The following is a 22,634-nucleotide window of genomic DNA, read 5'->3' as shown; positions in this document are numbered from 1 at the left end:
CGACAGCCTGCGCAGCGACCTGGAAGAGCGGGTGGCAATCAACGGCCATACCCCCGACTTCGCTTCCAGTGCCATGCTGCCGCCTGAAGGCCTGGACCTGAAGGATTACCTCGGCGGCCTGGAGCAAGGCTTGATCCAGCAGGCGCTGGACGATGCCAACGGTATCGTCGCCCGGGCTGCCGAGCGCCTGCGCATCCGCCGCACCACGCTGGTGGAAAAAATGCGCAAGTACGGCATGAGCCGGCGCGAAGGTGAGGGCGAAGAGCAACAGGCAGACGATTGACGCCTGTGGCTGCAACGGCCGCTGCTTGCAAGACAGCGGCCGCGCTTTACACCCCATCTGCTACTTCGTGTCAACCGCGCCAAGCCGCTGAAATCGCGGGCTTTAACCCAGCGCATCCGCCTCATTCTTTCCCCTGACTTGCGCCTTTGGAGTTCCATTCGGCACGGCTATTGCTTTTGCCCCTGTCACGATACCGTTTTTGACGGTGAGCCAAGTGAGAGAGAGCCATGCCACAGGCCGCTATCCAGCCGTCCGCTGCCCAGCCCCATCGCGACGTTAGCGCATCAGCAGCGCAGCCTGACAGCCGCCAGGGTCTGAATCAGGCCTTCGCTCTGTTCGACCAGATGTCCGATCGCCTGAGCGACTCCTACAGCCTGCTCGAAGAGCGTGTGGCAGCGCTCAAGGGTGAGCTGGAAGTGGTCAGCGCGCAGCGCCTGGCCGAGCTCGCGGAAAAGGAACGCCTCGCCAATCGCCTGCAGAACCTGCTCGATCTGTTGCCTGGCGGGGTCATCGTCATCGATGGTCAAGGTCACGTACGCGAGGCCAACCCGGCAGCCCTGGAAATGCTGGGTGCACCGCTGGAAGGCGAGCTGTGGCGTGAGGTGATCGTGCGCAGTTTCGCGCCGCGCCGGGATGACGGCCACGAGATCTCTTTGATCGACGGGCGACGCCTGTCGATTGCCACGCGCTCGCTGGATGCCGAGCCTGGCCAGTTGGTGTTGCTCACCGACCTGACCGAAACACGTCGGCTGCAGAGTGAGGTGGCGCGCAGCGAGCGCCTGTCGTCGCTGGGCCGCATGATGGCTTCGCTCGCCCACCAGATTCGCACGCCGCTGTCGGCTGCGCTGCTGTACGCCAGCCACCTGACCGATAAGCCTTTACCGGTCCAGACCCAGCAGCGTTTCGCCAGCCGCCTCAAGGAGCGTCTGCACGAGCTGGAGCATCAGGTGCGCGACATGCTGGTGTTCGCCCGCGGCGAGCTGCCGCTTCCGGATCGCTTGGCGCCCAAGCAATTGCTGCAGGCTTTGCAGGCTGCCGCTCAGCCCCATGTGCAGGAAGTACCTGTGCGTTGGCAGTGCGACAGCCACGCCGGCGAGCTGCTGTGCAACAAGGACACCCTGGTGGGCGCCGTGCTCAACCTGGTGAATAACGCCATTCAGGCCAGCAACGGTCAGGCCCGTCTGAAAATCCACCTGTATACCCGCGGCGATACGCTGCGCCTGTGCGTCAGCGACGACGGGCCTGGCATGGCGCCGGCGATCCTGGCGCGTCTGGGTGAGCCGTTCTTCACCACCAAGCCCACCGGAACCGGGCTCGGCCTATCGGTGGTCAAGGCCGTTGCGCGCGCGCATCAGGGTGACCTGGTCTTGCGTTCCAGAGTCGGGCGGGGTACCTGCGCAACCTTGACCTTGCCGCTGGTCGTTCAGCAGGAGCCCATTCGATGAACATCAAGGTGCTGTTGGTCGAGGATGACCGTGCCCTGCGCGAGGCGCTGGGCGATACCCTCGAACTGGGCGGTTTCGAATTCGAAGCGGTGACCTGTGCCGAGGAGGCCTTGCTGGCGGTGGCACGCGAAGCCTTTGGCATCGTCATCAGCGACGTCAACATGCCCGGAATCGATGGACATCAGCTACTGGCACTGCTGCGCGCTCGCCAACCGCAACTGCCGGTGTTGCTGATGACAGCCCATGGCGCGGTCGAGCGAGCGGTGGATGCCATGCGCCAGGGCGCGGCCGATTACCTGGTCAAGCCGTTCGAGCCGAGTGCGTTGCTCGATCTGGTGACCCGGCATGGTCGTGGTCTGGTTCCGGCGGGAAGCGAGCAGGGGCCGGTGGCGCTGGAACCCGCCAGTCAGGCTCTGCTCGAGCTGGCCGCGCGGGTCGCGCGCAGTGATTCCACCGTGCTGATATCCGGTGAGTCGGGTACCGGCAAGGAAGTGCTGGCGCGCTATATCCATCAACAGTCGAACCGCGCGCAGCAGGCCTTCGTTGCCATCAACTGCGCGGCGATTCCGGACAACATGCTCGAAGCCACCCTGTTCGGCCACGAGAAAGGCGCGTTCACCGGCGCCATTGCGGCCCAGGCCGGCAAGTTCGAGCAGGCCGATGGCGGTACGCTGCTGCTCGACGAGATTTCCGAGATGCCCCTGGGGCTGCAGGCAAAGTTGCTGCGTGTGCTGCAGGAGCGCGAGGTCGAACGTGTCGGCGCGCGCAAGCCCATTGCCCTGGACATCCGGGTCATCGCCACCACCAACCGCAACCTTGCGCAAGACGTCGCAGCGGGGCGTTTCCGCGAAGACCTGTTCTATCGGCTTTCGGTCTTCCCGCTGGCCTGGGCACCGCTGCGCGAACGGCCTGGCGACATTCTGCCGCTGGCCCGACGGTTGCTGGCCCGTCACGTCGACAAGATGAAGCACGCGCCCGTGCGCTTCGCGCCTGCGGCCGAACAGTGCCTGCTCGATCACCCCTGGCCGGGTAATGTTCGCGAGCTGGACAACGCCATCCAGCGTGCGTTGATCCTGCAGCACGGTAACCTGATCCAGGCCGCCGACTTCTGCCTGGCCGGGCCCGCCGGTGCAGTTGCGTCGTCACCGTTGAGCCTGGTGGAGCAGGCGCCCGCGCCTGTCGAGCCGCAGGCACTCCCCGGCGTGCTGGAGGACGATCTGCGCCGACGCGAATTCGAGATGATCATCGACACTCTGCGCAGCGAGCGGGGTCGGCGCAAGGAAGCCGCCGAGCGCCTGGGTATCAGCCCGCGGACTCTTCGCTACAAGCTGGCCCAGATGCGCGATGCCGGAATGGACGTGGAGGCCAGCCTGTTCGCCTCTTGAAGGCCGTCCGATGAGCGACGGTCGGTGCGGTGATTTGTCGCCGCCGATCCGTTTCGCCACCCTGCGACTGCAACTGGCACCCTCCTTGCTACTACCTCTGTAGTGAATGCAGCAGTGTCAAAAAAACGCAGGTCGTCGCAGAGGGTTACCCATGAGCCAAGGTATTGAATTCAACCGCTTGATGCTGGACATGCGCGCCATGCAGGCGGACGCCATGGCCAGACCCAAGGCGGTTGCGGCACCGGAAGTCGGTGCCAGCAGCTTTGCCGACATGCTTGGCGGCGCGATCAACAAGGTCGCCGACGTACAGGGTGCCTCCAGCCAGTTGGCCACTGCCTTCGAGATCGGCAAGAGCGGCGTCGACCTCACCGACGTGATGATCGCCTCGCAGAAAGCCAGCGTCTCGTTCCAGGCCTTGACCCAGGTGCGCAACAAACTGGTCCAGGCTTACCAAGACATCATGCAGATGCCGGTCTGAGGACGAATTGAGTCATGGCTGAAGCGACCACCGACAATCTTCCGGCCAAGAGCGGCAACAAATCGCCGCTCATGGGTCTGTCCGTCCTGCAGAATCTGTCACAGATGACCATGCTGCGTCAGGTCGGCCTGCTGGTCGGCCTGGCGGCCAGCGTGGCCATCGGCTTCGCCGTGGTCCTGTGGTCGCAGCAGCCCGACTACCGCCCGTTGTACGGCAGCCTGGCGGGCATGGACACCAAGCAGGTGATCGATACCCTGACCACCGCCAACATTCCCTACACCGTGGAGCCCAACTCCGGTGCCTTGCTGGTCAAGGCCGACGATCAGTCGCGTGCGCGCATTGCCCTGGCCTCGGCCGGCGTGGCACCCAGCGACGGCAATGTCGGCTACGAATCGCTCGACAAGGAGCAAGGCCTGGGCACCAGTCAGTTCATGGAAACCGCGCGTTATCGCCGCAGCCTGGAAGGTGAACTGGCCCGTACTATCGGCAGCCTGAACAACATCCGCGCAGCGCGTGTGCACCTGGCCATTCCGAAAAGCTCGGTGTTCGTCCGCGACGAGCGCAAGCCCACCGCGTCGGTCCTGGTGGAAATGTACCCCAATCGTACCCTGGACGCCGGCCAGGTGGCGGCCATCGTCAATCTGGTGGCGACCAGCGTTCCGGAACTGAACAAGTCGAACGTCTCGGTCGTCGACCAGAAGGGCACGCTGCTTTCGGCGCAGCTGGAAGACAACGCGTTGACCATGGCCGGCAAGCAGTACGACTACAGCCGTCGCCTGGAAAGCATGCTGACCCAGCGGGTGCAGAACATCCTGCAGCCGGTGGTGGGCAGCGATCGATTCAAGGCTGAAGTTTCGGCAGACCTGGATTTCAGCGCGGTCGAATCGACCTCCGAGCAGTTCAATCCGGACCAGCCGGCGTTGCGCAGCGAGCAGTCCACCACCGAGCAGCGTTCCAGCGGTTCGGGCCCTTCGGGTGTGCCGGGGGCCTTGAGCAACCAGCCTCCGGGGCCTGCCACCGCGCCGCAGAATGCCGCTCAGGGGCAGGCAGCCGCAGGCGCCATCCAGCCAGGCCAGCCGCTGCTCGACGCCAACGGCCAGCAGATCATGGACCCGGCCACCGGCCAACCGATGCTGGCACCGTATCCGGCCGACAAGCGTCAGCAGTCGACCAAGAATTTCGAGCTGGACCGTTCCATCAGCCACACCAAGCAGCAGCAGGGTCGTCTGAGCCGGTTGTCGGTGGCGGTGGTGGTCGACGACCAGGCCAAGGTCAACCCGGCTGACGGTACCGTGACCATGACCCCATGGAACGCTCAGGAGTTGGCCCGTTTCACCCGCCTGGTTCAGGACGCCGTGGGCTTCGATGCCAGCCGCGGCGACAGCGTGACCGTGATCAACGTACCGTTCGCGCCGAACTCGGCCGAAGTCATCACCGAACCTGCGTTCTACAAGGAACCCTGGTTCTGGGACATCATGAAGCAGGTACTGGGCGTGGTGTTCATCCTGGTTCTGGTATTCGGCGTGCTGCGTCCGGTGCTGAACAACATCACCGGCGGTGGCAAGGGCAAGGCGGGCGATGCCGAACTCGGCGCCGCCGGCGCGATGGGCGGTGTGGCCGCCCTGGGCATGGACGGCGAGCTGGCCAACGATCGGGTCAGCCTGGGTGGGCCGCAGAGCATTCTGCTGCCCAGCCCGACCGAGGGCTATGACGCCCAGTTGAATGCGATCAAGAGTCTTGTGGCCGAAGACCCGGGCCGAGTGGCCCAGGTCGTGAAAGAGTGGATCAATGCCGATGAGTAGTTCACAAGCCGTCACCCCCAAGCTGACCAAGGTCGACAAGGCCGCCATCCTTCTGCTGTCGCTGGGTGAAACCGATGCGGCGCAGGTGCTTCGCCACATGGGCCCCAAGGAGGTCCAGCGCGTGGGCGTGGCCATGGCGCAGATGCGAAACGTGCACCGTGAGCAGGTCGAGCAGGTGATGAGCGAATTCGTCACCGTGGTCGGCGATCAGACCGGTCTGGGCGTCGGTTCCGACAACTACATCCGCAAGATGCTGACCTCAGCGCTGGGCGAAGACAAGGCCAATGGCCTGATCGACCGCATCCTGCTGGGCGGCAACACCAGCGGCCTGGACAGCCTGAAGTGGATGGAGCCCCGGGCCGTGGCCGACGTCATTCGCTACGAGCATCCGCAGATCCAGTCGATCGTCGTGGCCTACCTCGACCCCGACCAGGCCGGCGAAGTGCTGGCGCATTTCGAGCACAAGGCGCGGCTGGACATCATTCTGCGCGTATCGTCGCTCAACACCGTACAGCCGGCAGCGCTGAAAGAACTCAACACCATTCTGGAGAAGCAGTTCTCCGGCAATTCCAACGCCACCCGGACGACCCTGGGTGGGGTCAAGCGCGCTGCCGACATCATGAACTTCCTCGACAGCTCGTCCGAAGGCCAGTTGATGGATTCCATCCGTGAGGTCGACGAAGAACTGTCCGGGCAGATCGAAGACCTCATGTTCGTCTTCAACAACCTCAAGGATGTCGACGACCGCGGTATCCAGGCGCTGCTGCGCGAGGTTTCCTCGGACGTGCTGGTGGTGGCGCTCAAGGGCGCCGACGAGGGTGTGCGCGAGAAGATCTTCAAGAACATGTCCAAGCGCGCGGCCGAGCTGCTGCGGGACGACCTCGAGGCCAAGGGGCCGGTGCGAGTCAGCGATGTCGAGTCGGCGCAGAAGGAAGTGCTCACCATTGCTCGGCGCATGGCCGAAGCCGGCGAAATCGTGCTCGGTGGCAAGGGTGGGGAAGAGATGATCTAATCATCCCTCTCCCAGACCTCTGTCGTGGAGGCCGGCTGCCTTGGGGTGGTCGGCTCCGAGCGACCCCACTTCGCACCCAGGCGTCAGGAATCGCAAGCCATGTCCCGCCCCACCCAAGAACCCGTCAGTGAACTGATTCGCGCCGTCGACGCGCGCAGTGCCGACCTGTGGGCGTTGCCCAGCTTCGATCCCGAGCGGCCTGCCGAAGAGGTGGTGCCGGAGCCCGTGTCGGTCGAGGAAATCGAAGAGGTGCCCCTCGATGAGGTGCAGCCCATTACCCTGGAGGAGCTGGAAGCCATTCGCCAGGAGGCCTACAACGAGGGCTTCGCTACCGGTGAAAAGGAAGGCTTTCACAGCACCCAGCTCAAGGTCCGTCAGGAAGCCGAAGCCGCGCTGGCTGGCAAGCTTGCCCAGTTCGACCGGCTGTTGGGACACCTGCTGACGCCTATTGCTGATCAAGATACCCAGATCGAGAAATCACTGGTCGAACTGGTGGGCCACATTGCCCGCCAAGTCATCCGCCGCGAGTTGGTGACCGATTCCAGCCAGATCGAAAAAGTCCTGCGCGAAGCGTTGAAGTTGCTGCCCATGGGCGCCAACAATATCCGCATCTTCATCAACCCTCAGGACTTCGAGCAGATCAAGTCGCTGCGCGAGAAGCACGAGGAAAACTGGCGAATCCAGGAAGACGACTCGCTACAGCCTGGTGGTTGCCGTATCGAAACCGAACACAGCCGCATCGATGCGAGCATGGAGACGCGCATCACCCAGGCCATTGCGCAATTGTTCGATCAGTTGCACGAGCAGAACATGCACCCGGCCCCGGCCGACATCACCGTCGATCTGGACGCGCCCGATGAAGCTTGATCGCACCAGCTTCGGCAAGCGCCTGGGCAGCTACGAGGCGGCCATCGACCTGCCGCGCCAGCCCATCGTCGAAGGGCGCTTGCTGCGCATGGTCGGCCTGACCCTGGAAGCCGAAGGGCTGCGCGCGGCCATGGGCAGTCGCTGCGTGGTGATCAACGACGACAGCGACCAGCCGGTGCAGGTCGAAGCGGAAGTCATGGGCTTCTCCGGCAGCAAGATCTACCTGATGCCCGTGGGCAGCGTCAGCGGCATCGCGCCCGGCGCGCGGGTGGTGCCGGTGGCCGATACCGGGCGTCTACCGATGGGCATGAGCATGCTTGGGCGCATCCTCGACGGCGCCGGGCGAGCACTGGACGGTAAGGGCGGCATGAAGGCCGAGGACTGGGTACCGATGGACGGGCCCACCATCAACCCACTCAAGCGCGACCCCATCAGTCAGCCACTGGATGTCGGCATTCGCAGCATCAACGGCCTGCTGACCGTAGGGCGTGGCCAGCGCCTGGGTCTGTTCGCCGGTACCGGTGTGGGCAAGAGTGTGCTGCTGGGCATGATGACGCGGTTTACCGAAGCCGACATCATCGTCGTCGGCCTGATCGGCGAGCGGGGCCGCGAGGTCAAGGAGTTCATCGAACATACCTTGGGCGAGGAGGGGCTGCGCCGTTCGGTGGTGGTGGCATCACCGGCTGACGAAGCGCCATTGATGCGCCTGCGCGCCGCCATGTACTGCACGCGCATTGCCGAGTATTTTCGCGACAAGGGCAAGAACGTCCTGCTGCTGATGGACTCGTTGACCCGTTTCGCTCAGGCCCAACGGGAAATTGCCTTGGCCATTGGCGAGCCGCCGGCGACCAAGGGCTATCCGCCTTCGGTGTTCGCCAAGCTGCCCAAGCTGGTCGAGCGCGCCGGCAACGCCGAGGCTGGTGGTGGCTCGATTACCGCGTTCTATACCGTGTTGTCCGAGGGCGACGATCAGCAGGATCCCATCGCCGACTCGGCGCGAGGCGTGCTCGACGGCCACATCGTGCTGTCACGGCGCCTGGCAGAAGAAGGGCATTACCCGGCCATCGATATCGAGGCGTCGATCAGCCGGGTAATGCCCAGCGTGGTCAGCCCCCAGCACTTGGGCCAGGCACAACAGTTCAAGCAACTGTGGTCGCGCTATCAGCAGAGCCGCGACTTGATCAGCGTCGGCGCCTACGTCGCGGGCGGTGATCGCGAGACCGACCTGGCGATCGCCCTGCAACCGCAGCTGGTGCGTTACCTGCGCCAGGGCCTCAACGACAATGAAAGCCTGCAGGCCAGCGCCGAGCGCCTGGCTGCGGTGTTCACGCCTGTGGCGCCGGGGTAAGCGCGGATGGCGATGAGTCGCGCAGCGCGCCTGGCTCCCGTGGTGGAGATGGCCGAAAGCACCGAGCGCAAGGCTGCCCAGCGCCTGGGTCATTTTCAGGGGCAGGTGAACCTGGCCGAAGCCAAGCTGGCGGAGCTCGAGCGTTTTCGCAACGACTATCAGCAGCAGTGGATCAACAACGGCAGCCGCGGTGTGTCCGGCCAGTGGCTGATGAACTACCAGCGCTTTCTCAATCAGCTGGAAACCGCTGTCGGCCAGCAGCGCCAGAGCCTTGCATGGCACCAGAACAACCTGAACAATGCGCGCGCCACCTGGCAGCAGGCCTATGCTCGTGTGGAAGGGCTGCGCAAGCTGGTCCAGCGCTATATCCTCGAGGCCCGGCAGTTGGAGGACAAGCGTGAGCAGCGCTTGCTTGACGAGTTGTCGCAGCGACTGCCCAGGCACGACAGCTTCTAGTCAGATTTAGTCAGTACCCTGTTGAACGCCCCGTCATGCAGTGTTAAACCTTGCCTGCACGGCACACCCAAGGAGCATTACTACATGGCTGTAACCCAGAGTTCGGTAAGCCACAGTTTCAATGGCGAAAACAATACGTCATCGATTGCCGTCAAGGGTCGATTCGACTTCAGCCTGCACCAGCAATTTCGTGAGAGCTACGAGCGCGAGGGCAAGTCCACCCGCTATGTCGTCGACCTGAACGAAACCACCTACATGGACAGCTCGGCACTGGGCATGTTGCTGTTGCTGCGCGACCACGCCGGTGGTGACCACGCCGATATCACGCTGTCGAACATTTCCTCCGACGTGCGCAAGATTCTGGCGATCTCCAACTTCGACAAGTTGTTCAAGATCCCTTGAAACCGCCCGTCAATGAGGAAGCACTGACGGTTCTGATTGCCGACGACAACATGACCGACCGCATGCTGCTGTCGAGCATCGTGCGTCGGCAGGGACACGCGGTGATCACCGCCAGCAACGGTCAGGAAGCCATCGAACTGTTTCGCCAGCAACGACCGCAGCTGGTGTTGCTCGACGCCATGATGCCGGTGATGGACGGCTTTGAGGCAGCGCGCACGATCAAGCAATTGGCCGGCGAGGCGCTGGTGCCGATCATTTTCCTGACTTCGCTGACCGAAGAGCAGGCCTTGGTTCGCTGCCTGGACGCCGGTGGCGACGACTTTCTGGCCAAACCCTACAACCAGGTGATTCTGGCCGCCAAGATCAAGGCCATGGATCGCCTGCGGCGTCTGCAGGCCACGGTGCTGGAGCAGCGTGACCTGATCACCCGTCACCATGATTACCTGCTCAACGAGCAGCGCGTGGCCAAGGCGGTGTTCGATCAGATCGCCCACTCCGGCTGTCTCGATGCGCCCAACGTGCGTTATCTGCAATCACCCTACGCGCTGTTCAACGGTGATCTGCTGCTCGCCGCCTATACACCGTCGGGCGACATGCATGTGCTGCTCGGCGATTTCACCGGGCATGGGCTACCGGCAGCGGTGGGGGCCATGCCGCTGGCCGAGGTGTTCTACGGCATGACCGCCAAGGGATACGGGCTGGCCGAAATACTGCGCGAGATGAACGCCAAGCTCAAGCGCATCCTGCCGGTGGACATGTTCTGCTGCGCCACCCTGCTGCGCCTGAGCTTTCAGCGTTGCACCGTGGAAGTCTGGAACGGCGGCATGCCCGATGGCTACCTGCACCGCCAGGACGGCTCGAAGCGCGTGGCGCTGGTATCGCGGCATTTACCGCTGGGCGTACTGCCAGCTACCCGTTTCGAGGACCAGACCGAAGTCTGGCCGCTGGCGCCGGGTGATCGGGTGCTGCTGCTATCCGACGGCGTTATCGAAACGAGCAATGCGCAGGACGAATCCTTCGGGGTGGAACGGCTCGAACGGGTATTCGACACCCACAAGGACCCCGAGTCACTGTTCGAAGGCATCCTGCAGGCTCTCGAGGATTTTCGCGGTGAATCGCGCGACGACGTGAGCATGGTGCAGCTGGCCTTGATCGACGCCCAACGCCAGCCGCCGGCCAGCCTGATCTATTCCGACAGTGGTCAATCCAGTCCGCTCGACTGGTCGGCCATGTTCGAATTTCGGGCCGACACCCTGCGTCGTTTCAACCCGCTGCCTTACATCCTGCAACTGTTGCAGGAGATTCACGGTCTGCGCTCGCAGAGTGGTGAGCTCTACAGCGTGTTGGCCGAGCTATACTCCAACGCTTTGGAGCATGGCGTGCTGGAGCTCGACTCCGCACTCAAGCGCGATGCCGCTGGCTTCTCCCGGTACTACGCACTGCGCAACGAGCGTCTGGCCGCTTTGGAAGACGGCTATATACGCTTACACTTGCAGGTACGTCCGCAAGGCGTTGGCGGCGTGCTGCGCATCGTGGTCGAAGACAGTGGCAAGGGCTTCGATCCGGCCAAGGTGCTGGCCAGAGCGCCGAGCGTGCATGGGCTGTCGGGGCGCGGGGTCAACCTGGTCCGCCAGCTCAGCAGCAGTTCGGGGTGGTCGGAAGACGGACGCAGTGTCCACGTTGAATTTACCTGGGAGTCTCAAGCGTAACTGGCTTGATCAAGGAGCGAACAAGTGACTATCGAACATCTAGCTGGCGAACCGCTGACGGTGCACAAGCCCAGCCATGAACAGCCGGAAAAGCCCCATGTCGACCCTACGGCCCTGGCCGCTCTGGAGGATGTCATGGAAGATGAATACCCCCTGTTGCTCGATACCTTCCTCAGTGATTCGCAACTGCGCCTGAACGAACTGCATCGATCCCATGATGTGGTCGAGCTCGGCCATGCTGCCCACAGTTTCAAGGGCAGCAGCAGCAACATGGGCGCCATGCGCCTGGCGCAACTGTGCAGCGAATTGGAGCAGTACTGCCGTCAGGGCACGCCGGATGGCGTGGACGCCTACGTGCAGCGTATCGACAGCGAGTTCGCACTGGTCCTGAAACTGTACTCCGAAGAGCGTGCACGATTCCCTGACTGAGCGACACCTTCAGCTGTTGACTACCGATGGCCCGATACTTGCTTCCTCCAGGCTATCAGCGTTAACGCTACCGTATCGGGGAGATCTTCATGGCTGTCGCTTCAAACCCTCTGCTGCTGCAACTGGGCGCTGCCGCACGCGCGGCCTCCGCCACCGGTGCGGCCAAGCCCGCTGCAGCGGACACCGATTCGTCGCCGCGTTTCGCCGATCTCTATGCCCGCCAAAACCACGCAACCACAGTCAAGGCCAAGGCCGACCCTGCGCCGGTGGCTGCACGGGAAACGGCGGCTACTCCTGCCAGCAAAGCTGCCGGAGCCAGCTCGACGGTTGCCGATAGCGGCAAGAAGTTGCCAGTGGCCAAGGCAGACAAGCCGGAGAAACCTGAAAAGATCGACAAGGCTGACAAGCCCGGTAAGGCCGACAAGGTTGCCGACAAGGACGACGACAAGGTCACCGCTGCCGACGATAAGGATGATTCTGCTGTCGCCTCGACGACTGCGCCGGTCGATTCCGCGGCTGCGCCGGTCCCTGCCGACCCGGCCAGCAACCCTGCGCTGGTTCAGGCGCCGCCGGCGGCACTCACTGCTGCCAGTCTCACCGACAGCGACACCGATACCCCGTCCGAAGATTTCGATCCGACCCAGGACGTCCTGGCTGACCTGCCTGCACTGCGTCTGGCGCTTGAGCAGACCGCCAAAAACAATGGCACCACCTCCGCACATGCCAGCCAAACGTCACCGACCGACCCTTCTGCAACCAACGAGCGAGGTCTGGAGGGCAGTTTCGTCAACGGTCTGGCGGCGATGATGGGTAAGGAGCAGGCAGGTGAAGCGGGCGAGGGCGGTGATACCGGCTTTGCCGGTTTGCTCGACAGTGGCTTGAAAGACCCCGACGCGGCCGCCAGCGACAGCCACATCGACAGTTTCGCCGATCGCCTGCAGGCCCTCACCCAGGCCGCCCCGGCCAAGGCCGGCGGTGCGGCACCGCTGGCCGGTCCGCTGGGCCAGCCTCTGGCCATGCAGCAGTCAGGATGGACCGAAGGCCTGGTCAATCGGGTCATGTACCTGTCGAGCCAGAACCTCAAGTCGGCCGATATCCAGCTCACACCTGCGGAGCTTGGACGTCTGGACATTCGTGTCGACATCACACCCGACCAGCAGACACAGGTGACCTTCTCGAGCGCTCACATCGGCGTACGCGAGGCGCTGGAAAGCCAGCAGCATCGCCTCAAGGACATGTTCAACCAGCAGGGCATGGGACAGTTGGATGTCAACGTATCCGACCAGTCTCGCCAGTCTCAGGGCGAGCAGCAGCAGGCCCAGCAGAGTCGCCGCAGCACTGGTGAACGCTCAGGCGGCGACGCGATCGACACCAGCGAGTCTGCGGTGGCTGCTGTCCAGCCCGTGACCTCCAGCACGGTGCTGGGCAGCAGTGCGGTGGATTACTATGCTTGATTCAGCCGCCTGATCCAGCCGGTCGATCCTGGCAATGCGCCGCACAGGCACGTCGCGATGAGTGTTGGCATAACCCTTGCTCCATCGTCGCCATGGGTACGCTTACCCCTCAATGGTGACGGATTATTGGCATGGCAAAGACCGAAGAAGCAAAGGACCCCGCAGCCAAGGAAGGCAAGGGCAAACTCAAGCTGATCATCCTGGTGGTCGTAGGCCTGTTGCTGGCTGTCGGCCTTTCGGTGGGCGCCACCTGGTACTTCATGCACAAATCCGCCAGTGCGCCCGCAGAGGAAACCCCGGCGGCAGCCACCAACGTCAAGCCTGCGGCAATCTACGAATCGATGACTCCCGCCTTTGTGGTCAACTTCAAGCAGAACGGCCGTGATCGCTACATGCAGGTCAGCATTGTCCTGCAGGCGCGGGACAAGGCCGACATGGAGGCCTTGAAGGTGCACACCCCGGTGATCCGCAACAACCTGGTCATGCTCTTCTCCGGCCAGCCGTTCGATACCTTGACCACGCCGATCGGCCAGGAAATGCTGCGCCAGAAAGCGACCGCAAGTGTGCAGGAAGTGGCGCAGAAAGAAGTGGGCAAGCCAGTCATCGACCAGGTGCTCTTCACTAACTTCGTATTGCAGTAGGAACAACTCATGGCCGTGCAGGACCTGCTGTCCCAGGACGAGATCGATGCGCTGCTGCATGGTGTCGACGATGGCCTGGTGCAAACCGAAGGCAATGGCGAACCCGGAGGTATCAGGAGCTACGACCTGACCACCCAGGATCGCATCGTGCGGGGGCGCATGCCCACGCTGGAAATGATCAACGAGCGCTTCGCCCGCTATACCCGTATCAGCATGTTCAACCTGTTGCGTCGCTCCGCCGATGTGGCGGTTGGCGGCGTGCAGGTGATGAAGTTCGGCGAGTNNCCAAGCTGGTGTTCAAGCTGGTCGACAACTTCTTCGGCGGCGACGGTCGCCACGCCAAGATCGAGGGTCGCGAGTTCACCCCGACCGAGCTGCGCGTGGTGCGCATGGTGCTGGACCAGGCGTTCCTCGACATGAAGGAGGCCTGGCAGGCGATCATGGAAGTCAACTTCGAGTACATCAACTCGGAGGTCAATCCGGCCATGGCCAACATCGTCGGCCCCAGCGAGGCGGTGGTGGTGTCCACGTTCCACATCGAGCTCGATGGCGGTGGCGGTGACCTGCACGTGACCATGCCGTACTCGATGATCGAGCCGGTGCGCGAGATGCTCGATGCCGGCTTCCAGTCCGACCTGGACGACCAGGACGAGCGCTGGAGCAAGGCGCTGCGCGAAGACGTGCTGGACGTCAGTGTGCCGTTGAGCGCCACCGTGGCGCGACGCCAGCTGAAACTACGCGACATCCTGCACATGCAGCCCGGCGACGTGATTCCGGTGGAACTGCCGGAAGAGCTGGTGCTGCGCGCCAATGGCGTACCTTCGTTCAAGGCCAAGCTGGGCTCGCACAAGGGCAACCTGGCTTTACAAGTAATCGAACCGATCGAGCGTCGCTGATCGCTTCAATCCGATGATTTAGATGCCCGTCGAGGAACACTGATGGCTGATCAAGATGAAACAATTTCCGCCGAAGACCAGGCGCTCGCCGATGAATGGGCCGCTGCACTGGGTGAGTCCGGGGACGCCGGGCAGGACGACATCGATGCGCTGCTGGCCGCCGATGCCCGTGGCGGTTCCGCTTCCTCGCGCCTGCCCATGGAAGAGTTCGGCAGTTCGCCCAAGTCGGGCAACGGCCCGGTCACCCTCGATGGGCCGAATCTGGATGTGATCCTCGACATTCCAGTGACCATCTCCATGGAAGTCGGGGCGACCGACATCAGCATCCGCAACCTGCTGCAGCTCAACCAGGGTTCGGTGATCGAACTCGACCGGCTGGCGGGCGAAGCGTTGGATGTGCTGGTCAACGGGACGTTGATCGCCCACGGCGAAGTGGTAGTGGTCAACGAGAAGTTCGGCATCCGCCTGACCGACGTGATCAGTCCCAGCGAACGCATCAAGAAGCTGCGGTGATGGGCCGCCTTCTGTGGGCCCTGCTGCTCCTGCCCATGGTCGTTCTGGCGGCGCCCGAAGCGGCGCCGGCTGCGGCGCCGGTGGTGGCGTCGGGTGGAACTGGCCTGGCCGGTCAATTGACCCAGACGGTGCTGGGGCTGTTGGCCGTGGTGGCGTTGATCTTCGGTCTGGCCTGGCTGATGCGCCGCGTGCAGCAGGTCGCACCGCGTCAGGGGCAGGTCATCGACGTGATCGGCGCCAAGGCGTTGGGTCCGCGTGACCGGCTGGTGCTGGTGCAGGTGGGCGAGGAGCAGATCCTGTTGGGCGTCAGCCCCGGTCGCATCAGCGCCCTGCACGTGATGAGCACGCCGGTCATGCCGCCCGACCGAACCACGCAGGCCACACCCGAATTCGCCCAGCGCCTGATGGAACTGCTGGGCAAGGACCAGAAGGATAAGAAGTGATGGGTGCGTTGCGCGTAGTCCTGCCCCTGGCCTTGATGTTGGCGGCGCCTTTGGCGCTGGCCGCCGATCCGCTGCAGATTCCGGCGTTGACCATGACCAGCGGCGCCAACGGCCAGCAGGAGTATTCGGTCAACCTGCAGATCCTGCTGATCATGACCGCGCTGAGTTTCATCCCGGCGTTCGTCATGCTGATGACCAGTTTCACCCGCATCATCATCGTCTTTTCCATCCTGCGCCAGGCACTGGGCCTGCAGCAGACCCCGTCCAACCAGTTGCTGACCGGCATGGCGCTGTTCCTGACCATGTTCATCATGGCGCCGGTGTTCGACAAGGTGAACCAGCAGGCCCTGCAGCCCTACCTGAACGAACAGCTCAGCGCCCAGGACGCGGTTGCCCGCGCCGAAGGTCCGATCAAGGACTTCATGCTGGCGCAGACGCGGCAGAGCGACCTCGAGCTGTTCATGCGGCTGTCCAAGCGCACCGACATCGCCAGTGCCGACCAGGCGCCGCTGACCATCCTGGTACCGGCCTTCGTCACCTCGGAGCTGAAGACGGCGTTCCAGATCGGCTTCATGATCTTCATTCCGTTCCTGATCATCGACCTGGTGGTCGCCAGTGTGCTGATGGCCATGGGTATGATGATGCTCTCGCCGCTGATCATCTCGCTGCCGTTCAAGATCATGCTGTTCGTCCTGGTCGATGGCTGGGCGCTGATCATCGGTACCCTGGCGGGGAGTTTCGGTGGTGTCTGACTTTGCGATGTGCTGTGTTGTCGAGGGCTTCTTCGCAGGCAGAGCCCGCTTCCACATCAGTCGCGGCGCTACCCATTGTGTGGGAACGGGCTCTGCCCGCGAAGAAGCCAGATCTGCCTTGTCCAGGAGCCTGAACCCATGACCCCGGAAGTCGCTGTCGACCTGTTTCGCGAAGCGCTGTGGCTGACCACGGTAATGGTCGCAATCCTCGTGCTGCCGAGCCTGATCGTCGGCCTGATCATCGCCATGTTCCAGGCGGCCACGCAGATCAACGAACAAACCCTGAGCTTCCTGCCGCGCCTGTTGGTCATGCTGGTGACGCTGATCGTCATCGGACCGTGGATGGTGCGCACCTTCATGGAGTACATCACCACCCTGTATTCCAACATCCCGCAGGTGATCGGCTGATGCAGCCATTGCTGCAGCTGACCGACGCGCAGATCGGTGGCTGGGTAGCCAGCTTCATCCTGCCGCTGTTCCGGGTTGCCGCGATGCTGATGACCATGCCGATCTTCGGCACTCAGGTGCTGCCGCAGCGGGTGCGCCTGTACGTTGCCGTGGCGATCACCGTGGTCATCGTGCCGGGGCTGCCGCCCGCGCCGACGGTCGACGCCATCAGTGTCCAGGCGCTGCTGCTGGTGGCCGAACAGATCATCATCGGCGCGCTGTTCGGCTTCTCCCTGCAGTTCCTGTTCCAGGCCTTCGTGGTCGCCGGGCAGATTCTGGCGATCCAGATGGGCATGGCCTTCGCGTCCATGGTCGACCCTACCAACGGCGTATCGGTGGCGGTGGTCGGCCAGTTCTTCAGCATGCTGGTGACCCTGGTGTTCCTGTCCATGAACGGCCATCTGGTGATCTTCGAGGTGCTGACCGAGAGCTTCACCACGTTGCCCATCGGCGGCGGCCTGCTGACCGCGCATTACTGGGATGTGGTGCTGCGCATGGGCTGGGTGCTGGGTGCCGGTGTGCTGCTGGTGCTGCCTGCCATCACTGCCTTGCTGGTGGTCAACATCGCCTTCGGAGTGATGACCCGTGCCGCACCGCAGTTGAACATCTTTTCCATCGGTTTCCCGCTGACCCTGGTGCTGGGGATGTTCATCCTCTGGGTCAGCCTGGGCGATATCCTCAACCAGTATCAGCCGCTGGCGACCAACGCCTTGCAGTGGCTGCGCGAATTGGCGCGAGCGGAGTAGGCAATGGCCGAAAGCGAAAGCGGTGCCGACAAGACAGAAGACCCCACGGACAAGCGCAAGAAAGACTCGCGCGAAAAAGGCGAGATCGCCCGTTCCAAGGAGCTCAACACCCTGGCCGTGATGGTCGCCGGGTGCGGCGCGCTGCTGGCGTTCGGCGGGCATTTGGCGCAGAGCCTGCTGGAGCTGATGCGCAGCAACTTCACCCTGAGCCGCGAGGTGCTGCTCGACGAGCGCTACATGGGCATCTTTCTGCTGCAGTCGGGCAAGGTGGCGATCCTGGCCACCCAGCCGATTCTGGTAACGATGCTGCTCGCAGCCCTGATCGGGCCGGTTGCATTGGGCGGGTGGTTGTTCGCGGCCAGCTCCATGGCACCCAAGTTCAGCCGCATGAACCCGGCCGCGGGCCTCAAGCGAATGTTTTCCATGCATGCGCTGACCGAGTTGCTGAAGGCCCTGGCCAAGTTCGCCATCATCCTCATCGTTGCCATAGCTGTCCTGGCCAAGGACCGTGCCGACCTGCTGGCCATCGCCAATGAGCCACTGGAAATGGCGATCATCCACAGCGTGCAACTGGTCGGCTGGAGCGCTTTGTGGATGTCCTGCGGGCTGGCGCTGATTGCTGCCGTGGACGTGCCGTTCCAGCTGTACAGCAGCAAGCAGAAACTGATGATGACCAAGCAGGAGGTCAAGGACGAGCACAAGGACGCTGAAGGCCGTCCCGAGGTGAAAGGGCGGGTGCGCCAGTTGCAGCGCGAGATGTCGCAACGACGAATGATGACGGCCATTCCCGAGGCGGACGTGATCATCACCAACCCGACCCACTACGCCGTGGCGCTCAAGTACGATCCGGAGAAGGGCAATGCCCCGGTGCTGCTGGCCAAGGGCTCGGACTTCATTGCCCTGAAGATTCGCGAGATCGGCAACGAGCACCGTATCCAGGTGCTCGAATCACCGGCCCTGGCACGCTCGATCTTCTATTCCACGGAAATCGAACAGCAGATCCCGGCCGGGCTGTACCTGGCGGTGGCGCAGGTGCTCGCCTATGTCTACCAGATTCGCCAGTACCAGGCCGGACGCGGCAAGCGACCCGATCCGTTGAAGGATCTGCCGATTCCGCCGGATTTGCAGCGAGACAGTTAGACGGCGCCGCGGCCTTCGCGGGCAGAGGGCTCGCCGCCCGCCCCGCCCCCACAAGTGCCAACCCTGTGGGAGCGGGCTCTGCCCGCGAAGGGCACACCGCCGAATCGCCTGACACCCAGCACTCGACCATAAGGCGAGAATCTTTAACCCCCTCCGCCAAAAGTTGGACCCCTTCTTGCACTGCCCCCTGGCAGGACGCCTGGCGCGTCAAAAGTTCGCTTGGGGAAGTGGGGAATGCCGGTGGATCGCTCTCAATTAATCAACACCGCTCGCAGCAACATTGTCGGCCTTGGCCGCGGCAACCTGGGGGTGCCGCTGCTGTTGCTGGTGATGCTGGCGATGATGATGCTGCCGATCCCGGCACTGCTGCTGGACGTGTTCTTCACCTTCAACATCGCCTTGTCCATCGTCGTCCTGCTGGTGTGCGTGTACGCCCTGCGGCCGCTGGATTTCGCCGTGTTCCCGACCATCCTGCTGGTGGCCACGCTGCTGCGCCTGGCGCTCAACGTGGCGTCGACGCGCGTGATCATGCTTCACGGCCAGGAAGGCCACGCCGCTGCGGGCAAGGTGGTCCAGGCCTTCGGTGAAGTGGTGATCGGCGGTAACTACATCGTCGGTATCGTGGTGTTCGCCATCCTGATGATCATCAACTTCGTGGTGGTCACCAAGGGCGCCGGGCGTATCTCGGAAGTGAGCGCGCGTTTCACCCTGGACGCCATGCCCGGCAAGCAGATGGCCATCGACGCCGACCTCAACGCCGGCCTCATCGACCAGAACCAGGCCAAGGCGCGTCGCGGCGAAGTGGCGGCCGAGGCCGAGTTCTACGGCTCGATGGACGGTGCCAGCAAATTCGTCCGCGGCGACGCCATCGCCGGCCTGCTGATCCTCTTCATCAACCTGATCGGCGGCATGCTGGTCGGTATGCTGCAACACAACATGCCGTTCGCCGAAGCGGGCAAGGTGTATGCCCTGTTGACCATCGGTGACGGCCTGGTGGCGCAGTTGCCCTCGCTGCTGCTCTCCACCGCAGCCGCGATCATGGTCACCCGTGCCTCGGGCTCAGAGGAAATGGGCAAGCAGATCCAGCGGCAGATGTTCGCCTCGCCCAAGGCGCTGGCCGTTTCCGGCGCGCTGATGGCCATCATGGGCATGGTGCCCGGCATGCCGCACCTGGCCTTCATCACCCTGGGTGCCATCGCCGGTGGCGCCGCCTACCTGTTGTGGAAGAAGCAGAACGACGTCAAGGTCCAGGCCCTGGCCGAAGTGCAGCGTCAGCAGGAGCTGCTGCCATCGCCGACGCGCACCCAGGAAACCAAGGAGCTGGGCTGGGACGATGTGACGCCCATCGACATGATCGGCCTGGAAGTCGGCTATCGCCTGATTCCCCTGGTGGACCGCAACCAGGGTGGGCAGTTGCTGGCGCGGATCAAGGGTGTGCGCAAGAAGCTGTCCCAGGACCTCGGTTTCTTGATGCCGACGGTTCATATCCGCGACAACCTTGACCTTGCTCCTAGCGCCTATCGTTTGACGCTGATGGGCGTGATCCTGGCCGAAGCCGAGATCTACCCGGATCGCGAACTGGCGATCAACCCGGGTCAAGTGTTCGGCTCGCTCAACGGCATCACCGCCAAGGATCCGGCGTTCGGCTTGGATGCGGTATGGATCGACGTCAACCTGCGCAGCCAGGCGCAGTCCCTGGGCTACACCGTGGTAGATGCCAGCACGGTAGTGGCCACGCATTTGAATCAGATTCTGCAGAAGCACGCCCACGAGCTGATCGGTCACGAAGAAGTGCAACAATTGCTGCAAGTTCTGGCAAAAGGCTCGCCCAAGCTGGCTGAAGAGCTGGTGCCGGGAATCCTTTCGCTGTCCTCGCTGCTCAAGGTGTTGCAGGCACTGTTGGCCGAACAGGTGCCTGTGCGCGACATCCGCAGCATCGCCGAAGCGATCGCCAACAACGGTCACCGGAGTCAAGATACCGCCGCGCTGGTCCAGGCCGTACGGGTCGGTTTGTCCCGTGCAATCGTGCAAAGCATTGTAGGCGTTGAGCCGGAGCTGCCAGTTATCACCTTGGAACCAAGGTTGGAACAGATATTGCTCAATAGTCTGCAGAAGGCTGGTCAGGGTCAGGAAGAAGGCGTTTTGCTGGAACCGAGCATGGCGGAAAAGCTGCAACGATCCCTGATCGATGCGGCGCAGCGGCAGGAGATGCAGGGCCAACCGGTGATACTGCTGGTGGCCGGTCCGGTCCGCGCGATGCTGTCACGCTTCGGTCGCCTGGCGATCCCCAACCTTCACGTACTGGCCTATCAGGAAATCCCTGATAACAAGCAAGTCACCATCGTAGCGACAGTAGGGCCCAACGGCTGAGGTAGTGGGTTATGCAAGTGAAGCGATTTTTCGCCGCCGACATGCGTCAGGCCATGAAATTGGTCCGCGATGAGCTGGGTGCCGACGCTGCCATCATCGGCAACCGTCGCATCGCCGGCGGCGTCGAGCTGACCGCTGCGCTGGACTACAAGTTGTCGGCCCTGGCCCCGCGTGTGCCCAACCTGGAATTGGAAGAAGAGCTGCGCAAGACCCAGTCGCGCATCGTTTCTGCCCAGGCCGAACTGAGCACCCGTGGCGAGACCGACGCCACCACCAATCGTCAACTGGTCGCCGGTCTGCCGTTGACCGCCGCCGAGCCGCTGGTGGAGCCGCGTCGCGAAGAGCCAGCGCGTGCCCAGCCCGCACCGCCGCCTCAGCCTGCCGTCGACCAGCGCGTGTTCGATTCCATGCGTTCGGAACTCAACGGTCTGCGCCAGTTGCTGGAAGTGCAGTTGGGCTCCCTGGCCTGGACGCAGCTGCAGGGCAGCAAGCCGGCCCAGGCCAATCTCTGGCGGCGCTTGCAGCGCATCGGCCTGTCTGGCCCGATCGCTCGTGAACTGCTCAGCCTGACCAGTGAAATTCATGAGCCACGGCAGGCCTGGCGGATGCTGCTGGCGCACTTGGCGCGTATGATTCGCACGCCGGACGTCGAACCGCTCGAAGAAGGTGGCGTGATCGCCATGGTCGGCCCGGCGGGGATGGGCAAGACCACCACACTGGCCAAGCTGGCGGCACGCTATGTGCTCAAGTACGGCTCGCAGAGCGTGGCGCTGGTGAGCATGGACAGTTTTCGCATCGGTGCTCAGGAACAGCTCAAGACCCTGGGTCGCATTCTCAACGTTTCGGTGACTCAGGTGGATCCGGGCCAGTCATTGGTACAGGCCCTGGAGCCGCTGCTGCGCAAGCGCGTGGTATTGATCGACACCGCCGGCCTGCAGGCCAGCGATCCGGCCCTGCGCATGCAGCTCGAAAGCCTGGCCGGACGCGGGATCAACGCCCGCAACTACCTGGTCCTGGCGACTACCAGCCAGAAGCAGGTGCTGACCGCGGCCTACCATAGCTACAAACGTTGCGGTCTGGCCGGGTGCATCCTGACCAAACTCGATGAAACGGCCTGTCTCGGCGAAGTGCTGAGCCTGGCCATCAGTCAGGAACTGCCGATTGCCTATCTTACCGATGGGCCGCGCATTCCCGACGACTTGCATCTGCCGCGCCGGCATCAGTTGGTCAGCCGTGCGGTGAGCGTGCAGATGCAAGAAGAGCCCAGCGAAGAGGCCATGGCCGATATGTTCGCGGGTCTCTACCACAGCCCCGACAAGCGAGTTGGCTGAGGTGAAGAACGTTAGGCAAGCACAATCTTCCTGCATCGTAGGGTTGCCAGGAAATACTCGAGCAATCGAACTGGCAGCCACTGGTGTGGCCTCGGTCTAGACAAGGTAAAGAACGAACATGGGCAGCATGCATCCCGTACAGGTGATCGCGGTGACCGGCGGCAAAGGCGGCGTCGGCAAGACAAATGTGTCAGTGAACTTGTCCCTGGCATTGGCCGAACTCGGCCGTCGGGTCATGTTGCTGGACGCCGACCTCGGCCTGGCCAACGTCGACGTGCTGCTGGG

The 22,634-nt window shown here is 63.2% G+C and carries 23 protein-coding genes and 2 pseudogenes; all 25 read left to right on the top strand.

Features of this window, described 5'->3' with window-relative positions; genetic code table 11:
• Positions 1–283: helix-turn-helix domain-containing protein (locus B2V21_RS21300; protein ID WP_286917953.1), on the top strand; the 283-nt coding region annotated here is incomplete at its 5' end.
• A gap of 227 nt (positions 284–510) precedes the next feature.
• Positions 511–1,728 (top strand): sensor histidine kinase, encoded by a 1,218-nt coding sequence (locus B2V21_RS21295; RefSeq protein ID WP_286917952.1) that lies wholly within the window; start codon positions 511–513, stop codon positions 1,726–1,728.
• The gene (locus tag B2V21_RS21290; RefSeq protein WP_286917951.1) at positions 1,725–3,113 is read left to right on the top strand and encodes a sigma-54-dependent transcriptional regulator; all 1,389 of its coding nucleotides are present in this window, start codon (positions 1,725–1,727) and stop codon (positions 3,111–3,113) included. The genes B2V21_RS21295 and B2V21_RS21290 overlap by 4 nt, the downstream gene beginning before the upstream one ends.
• Positions 3,114–3,264: 151 nt before the next feature.
• Positions 3,265–3,591 (top strand): flagellar hook-basal body complex protein FliE, encoded by a 327-nt coding sequence (gene fliE / locus B2V21_RS21285; RefSeq protein ID WP_049858798.1) that lies wholly within the window; start codon positions 3,265–3,267, stop codon positions 3,589–3,591.
• A gap of 14 nt (positions 3,592–3,605) precedes the next feature.
• A complete protein-coding gene (gene fliF, locus B2V21_RS21280) occupies positions 3,606–5,393 on the top strand; it encodes a flagellar basal-body MS-ring/collar protein FliF (protein ID WP_049858797.1) in 1,788 nt (595 codons plus the stop codon).
• Positions 5,386–6,405, top strand: a complete 1,020-nt coding sequence (fliG, locus tag B2V21_RS21275) for a flagellar motor switch protein FliG (RefSeq protein ID WP_043193255.1) — start codon at positions 5,386–5,388, stop codon at positions 6,403–6,405. The genes fliF and fliG overlap by 8 nt, the downstream gene beginning before the upstream one ends.
• Before the next feature lie 99 nt (positions 6,406–6,504).
• Positions 6,505–7,272, top strand: a complete 768-nt coding sequence (fliH, locus tag B2V21_RS21270) for a flagellar assembly protein FliH (protein ID WP_049858796.1) — start codon at positions 6,505–6,507, stop codon at positions 7,270–7,272.
• Positions 7,262–8,620, top strand: coding sequence for a flagellar protein export ATPase FliI (fliI, locus tag B2V21_RS21265; RefSeq protein WP_049858795.1), 1,359 nt, complete (start codon positions 7,262–7,264; stop codon positions 8,618–8,620). Before fliH ends, fliI begins: the two co-directional genes overlap by 11 nt.
• 6 nt (positions 8,621–8,626) lie before the next feature.
• The gene (gene fliJ / locus B2V21_RS21260) at positions 8,627–9,076 is read left to right on the top strand and encodes a flagellar export protein FliJ (protein ID WP_049858794.1); all 450 of its coding nucleotides are present in this window, start codon (positions 8,627–8,629) and stop codon (positions 9,074–9,076) included.
• An 84-nt stretch (positions 9,077–9,160) separates the two neighbouring features.
• Positions 9,161–9,478 carry an STAS domain-containing protein gene (locus tag B2V21_RS21255; protein ID WP_282347566.1) on the top strand — a complete coding sequence of 106 codons (318 nt, stop codon included), beginning with the start codon at positions 9,161–9,163 and terminating at the stop codon, positions 9,476–9,478.
• The gene (locus B2V21_RS21250) at positions 9,475–11,187 is read left to right on the top strand and encodes an ATP-binding SpoIIE family protein phosphatase (RefSeq protein WP_286917950.1); all 1,713 of its coding nucleotides are present in this window, start codon (positions 9,475–9,477) and stop codon (positions 11,185–11,187) included. Before B2V21_RS21255 ends, B2V21_RS21250 begins: the two co-directional genes overlap by 4 nt.
• Positions 11,188–11,322: 135 nt before the next feature.
• Positions 11,323–11,616, top strand: a complete 294-nt coding sequence (locus tag B2V21_RS21245; protein ID WP_049858972.1) for an Hpt domain-containing protein — start codon at positions 11,323–11,325, stop codon at positions 11,614–11,616.
• A gap of 89 nt (positions 11,617–11,705) precedes the next feature.
• Positions 11,706–13,070, top strand: coding sequence for a flagellar hook-length control protein FliK (locus B2V21_RS21240; protein ID WP_286917949.1), 1,365 nt, complete (start codon positions 11,706–11,708; stop codon positions 13,068–13,070).
• A 131-nt stretch (positions 13,071–13,201) separates the two neighbouring features.
• Positions 13,202–13,711 (top strand): flagellar basal body-associated protein FliL, encoded by a 510-nt coding sequence (gene fliL / locus B2V21_RS21235; RefSeq protein ID WP_282347563.1) that lies wholly within the window; start codon positions 13,202–13,204, stop codon positions 13,709–13,711.
• A gap of 9 nt (positions 13,712–13,720) precedes the next feature.
• Positions 13,721–13,993: pseudogene (locus tag B2V21_RS21695) on the top strand (flagellar motor switch protein FliM); the annotation flags it as partial.
• 3 nt (positions 13,994–13,996) lie between these two features.
• Positions 13,997–14,607, top strand: a pseudogene (locus B2V21_RS21230) (FliM/FliN family flagellar motor switch protein); the annotation flags it as partial.
• Positions 14,608–14,649: 42 nt separating this feature from the next.
• Positions 14,650–15,120, top strand: a complete 471-nt coding sequence (fliN, locus tag B2V21_RS21225; protein WP_049858788.1) for a flagellar motor switch protein FliN — start codon at positions 14,650–14,652, stop codon at positions 15,118–15,120.
• Entirely contained in the window at positions 15,120–15,563 is a 444-nt protein-coding gene (fliO, locus tag B2V21_RS21220) for a flagellar biosynthetic protein FliO (RefSeq protein ID WP_049858787.1), read from the top strand. Before fliN ends, fliO begins: the two co-directional genes overlap by 1 nt.
• A complete protein-coding gene (gene fliP, locus B2V21_RS21215; RefSeq protein WP_049858786.1) occupies positions 15,563–16,315 on the top strand; it encodes a flagellar type III secretion system pore protein FliP in 753 nt (250 codons plus the stop codon). The genes fliO and fliP overlap by 1 nt, the downstream gene beginning before the upstream one ends.
• Before the next feature lie 138 nt (positions 16,316–16,453).
• Complete coding sequence (fliQ, locus tag B2V21_RS21210; protein ID WP_043186065.1) at positions 16,454–16,723, top strand: flagellar biosynthesis protein FliQ; 270 nt, start codon at positions 16,454–16,456, stop codon at positions 16,721–16,723.
• Positions 16,723–17,508, top strand: a complete 786-nt coding sequence (fliR, locus tag B2V21_RS21205; protein ID WP_049858785.1) for a flagellar biosynthetic protein FliR — start codon at positions 16,723–16,725, stop codon at positions 17,506–17,508. Before fliQ ends, fliR begins: the two co-directional genes overlap by 1 nt.
• 3 nt (positions 17,509–17,511) lie before the next feature.
• Positions 17,512–18,648, top strand: coding sequence for a flagellar biosynthesis protein FlhB (gene flhB, locus B2V21_RS21200; protein WP_286917948.1), 1,137 nt, complete (start codon positions 17,512–17,514; stop codon positions 18,646–18,648).
• A gap of 240 nt (positions 18,649–18,888) precedes the next feature.
• Positions 18,889–21,018, top strand: coding sequence for a flagellar biosynthesis protein FlhA (gene flhA, locus B2V21_RS21195; RefSeq protein ID WP_049858971.1), 2,130 nt, complete (start codon positions 18,889–18,891; stop codon positions 21,016–21,018).
• Between the two features lie 11 nt (positions 21,019–21,029).
• Positions 21,030–22,349 carry a flagellar biosynthesis protein FlhF gene (gene flhF / locus B2V21_RS21190; protein WP_282348543.1) on the top strand — a complete coding sequence of 440 codons (1,320 nt, stop codon included), beginning with the start codon at positions 21,030–21,032 and terminating at the stop codon, positions 22,347–22,349.
• Between the two features lie 118 nt (positions 22,350–22,467).
• On the top strand, positions 22,468–22,634 hold a 167-nt coding region (locus tag B2V21_RS21185; RefSeq protein ID WP_286917954.1), incomplete at its 3' end, for a P-loop NTPase.

The sequence above is a fragment of the Pseudomonas sp. UBA6276 genome, from assembly GCF_002438365.1.
GTDB lineage: Bacteria > Pseudomonadota > Gammaproteobacteria > Pseudomonadales > Pseudomonadaceae > Aquipseudomonas > Aquipseudomonas coleopterorum.
This window is presented reverse-complemented; position numbering and strand designations above follow the sequence as displayed.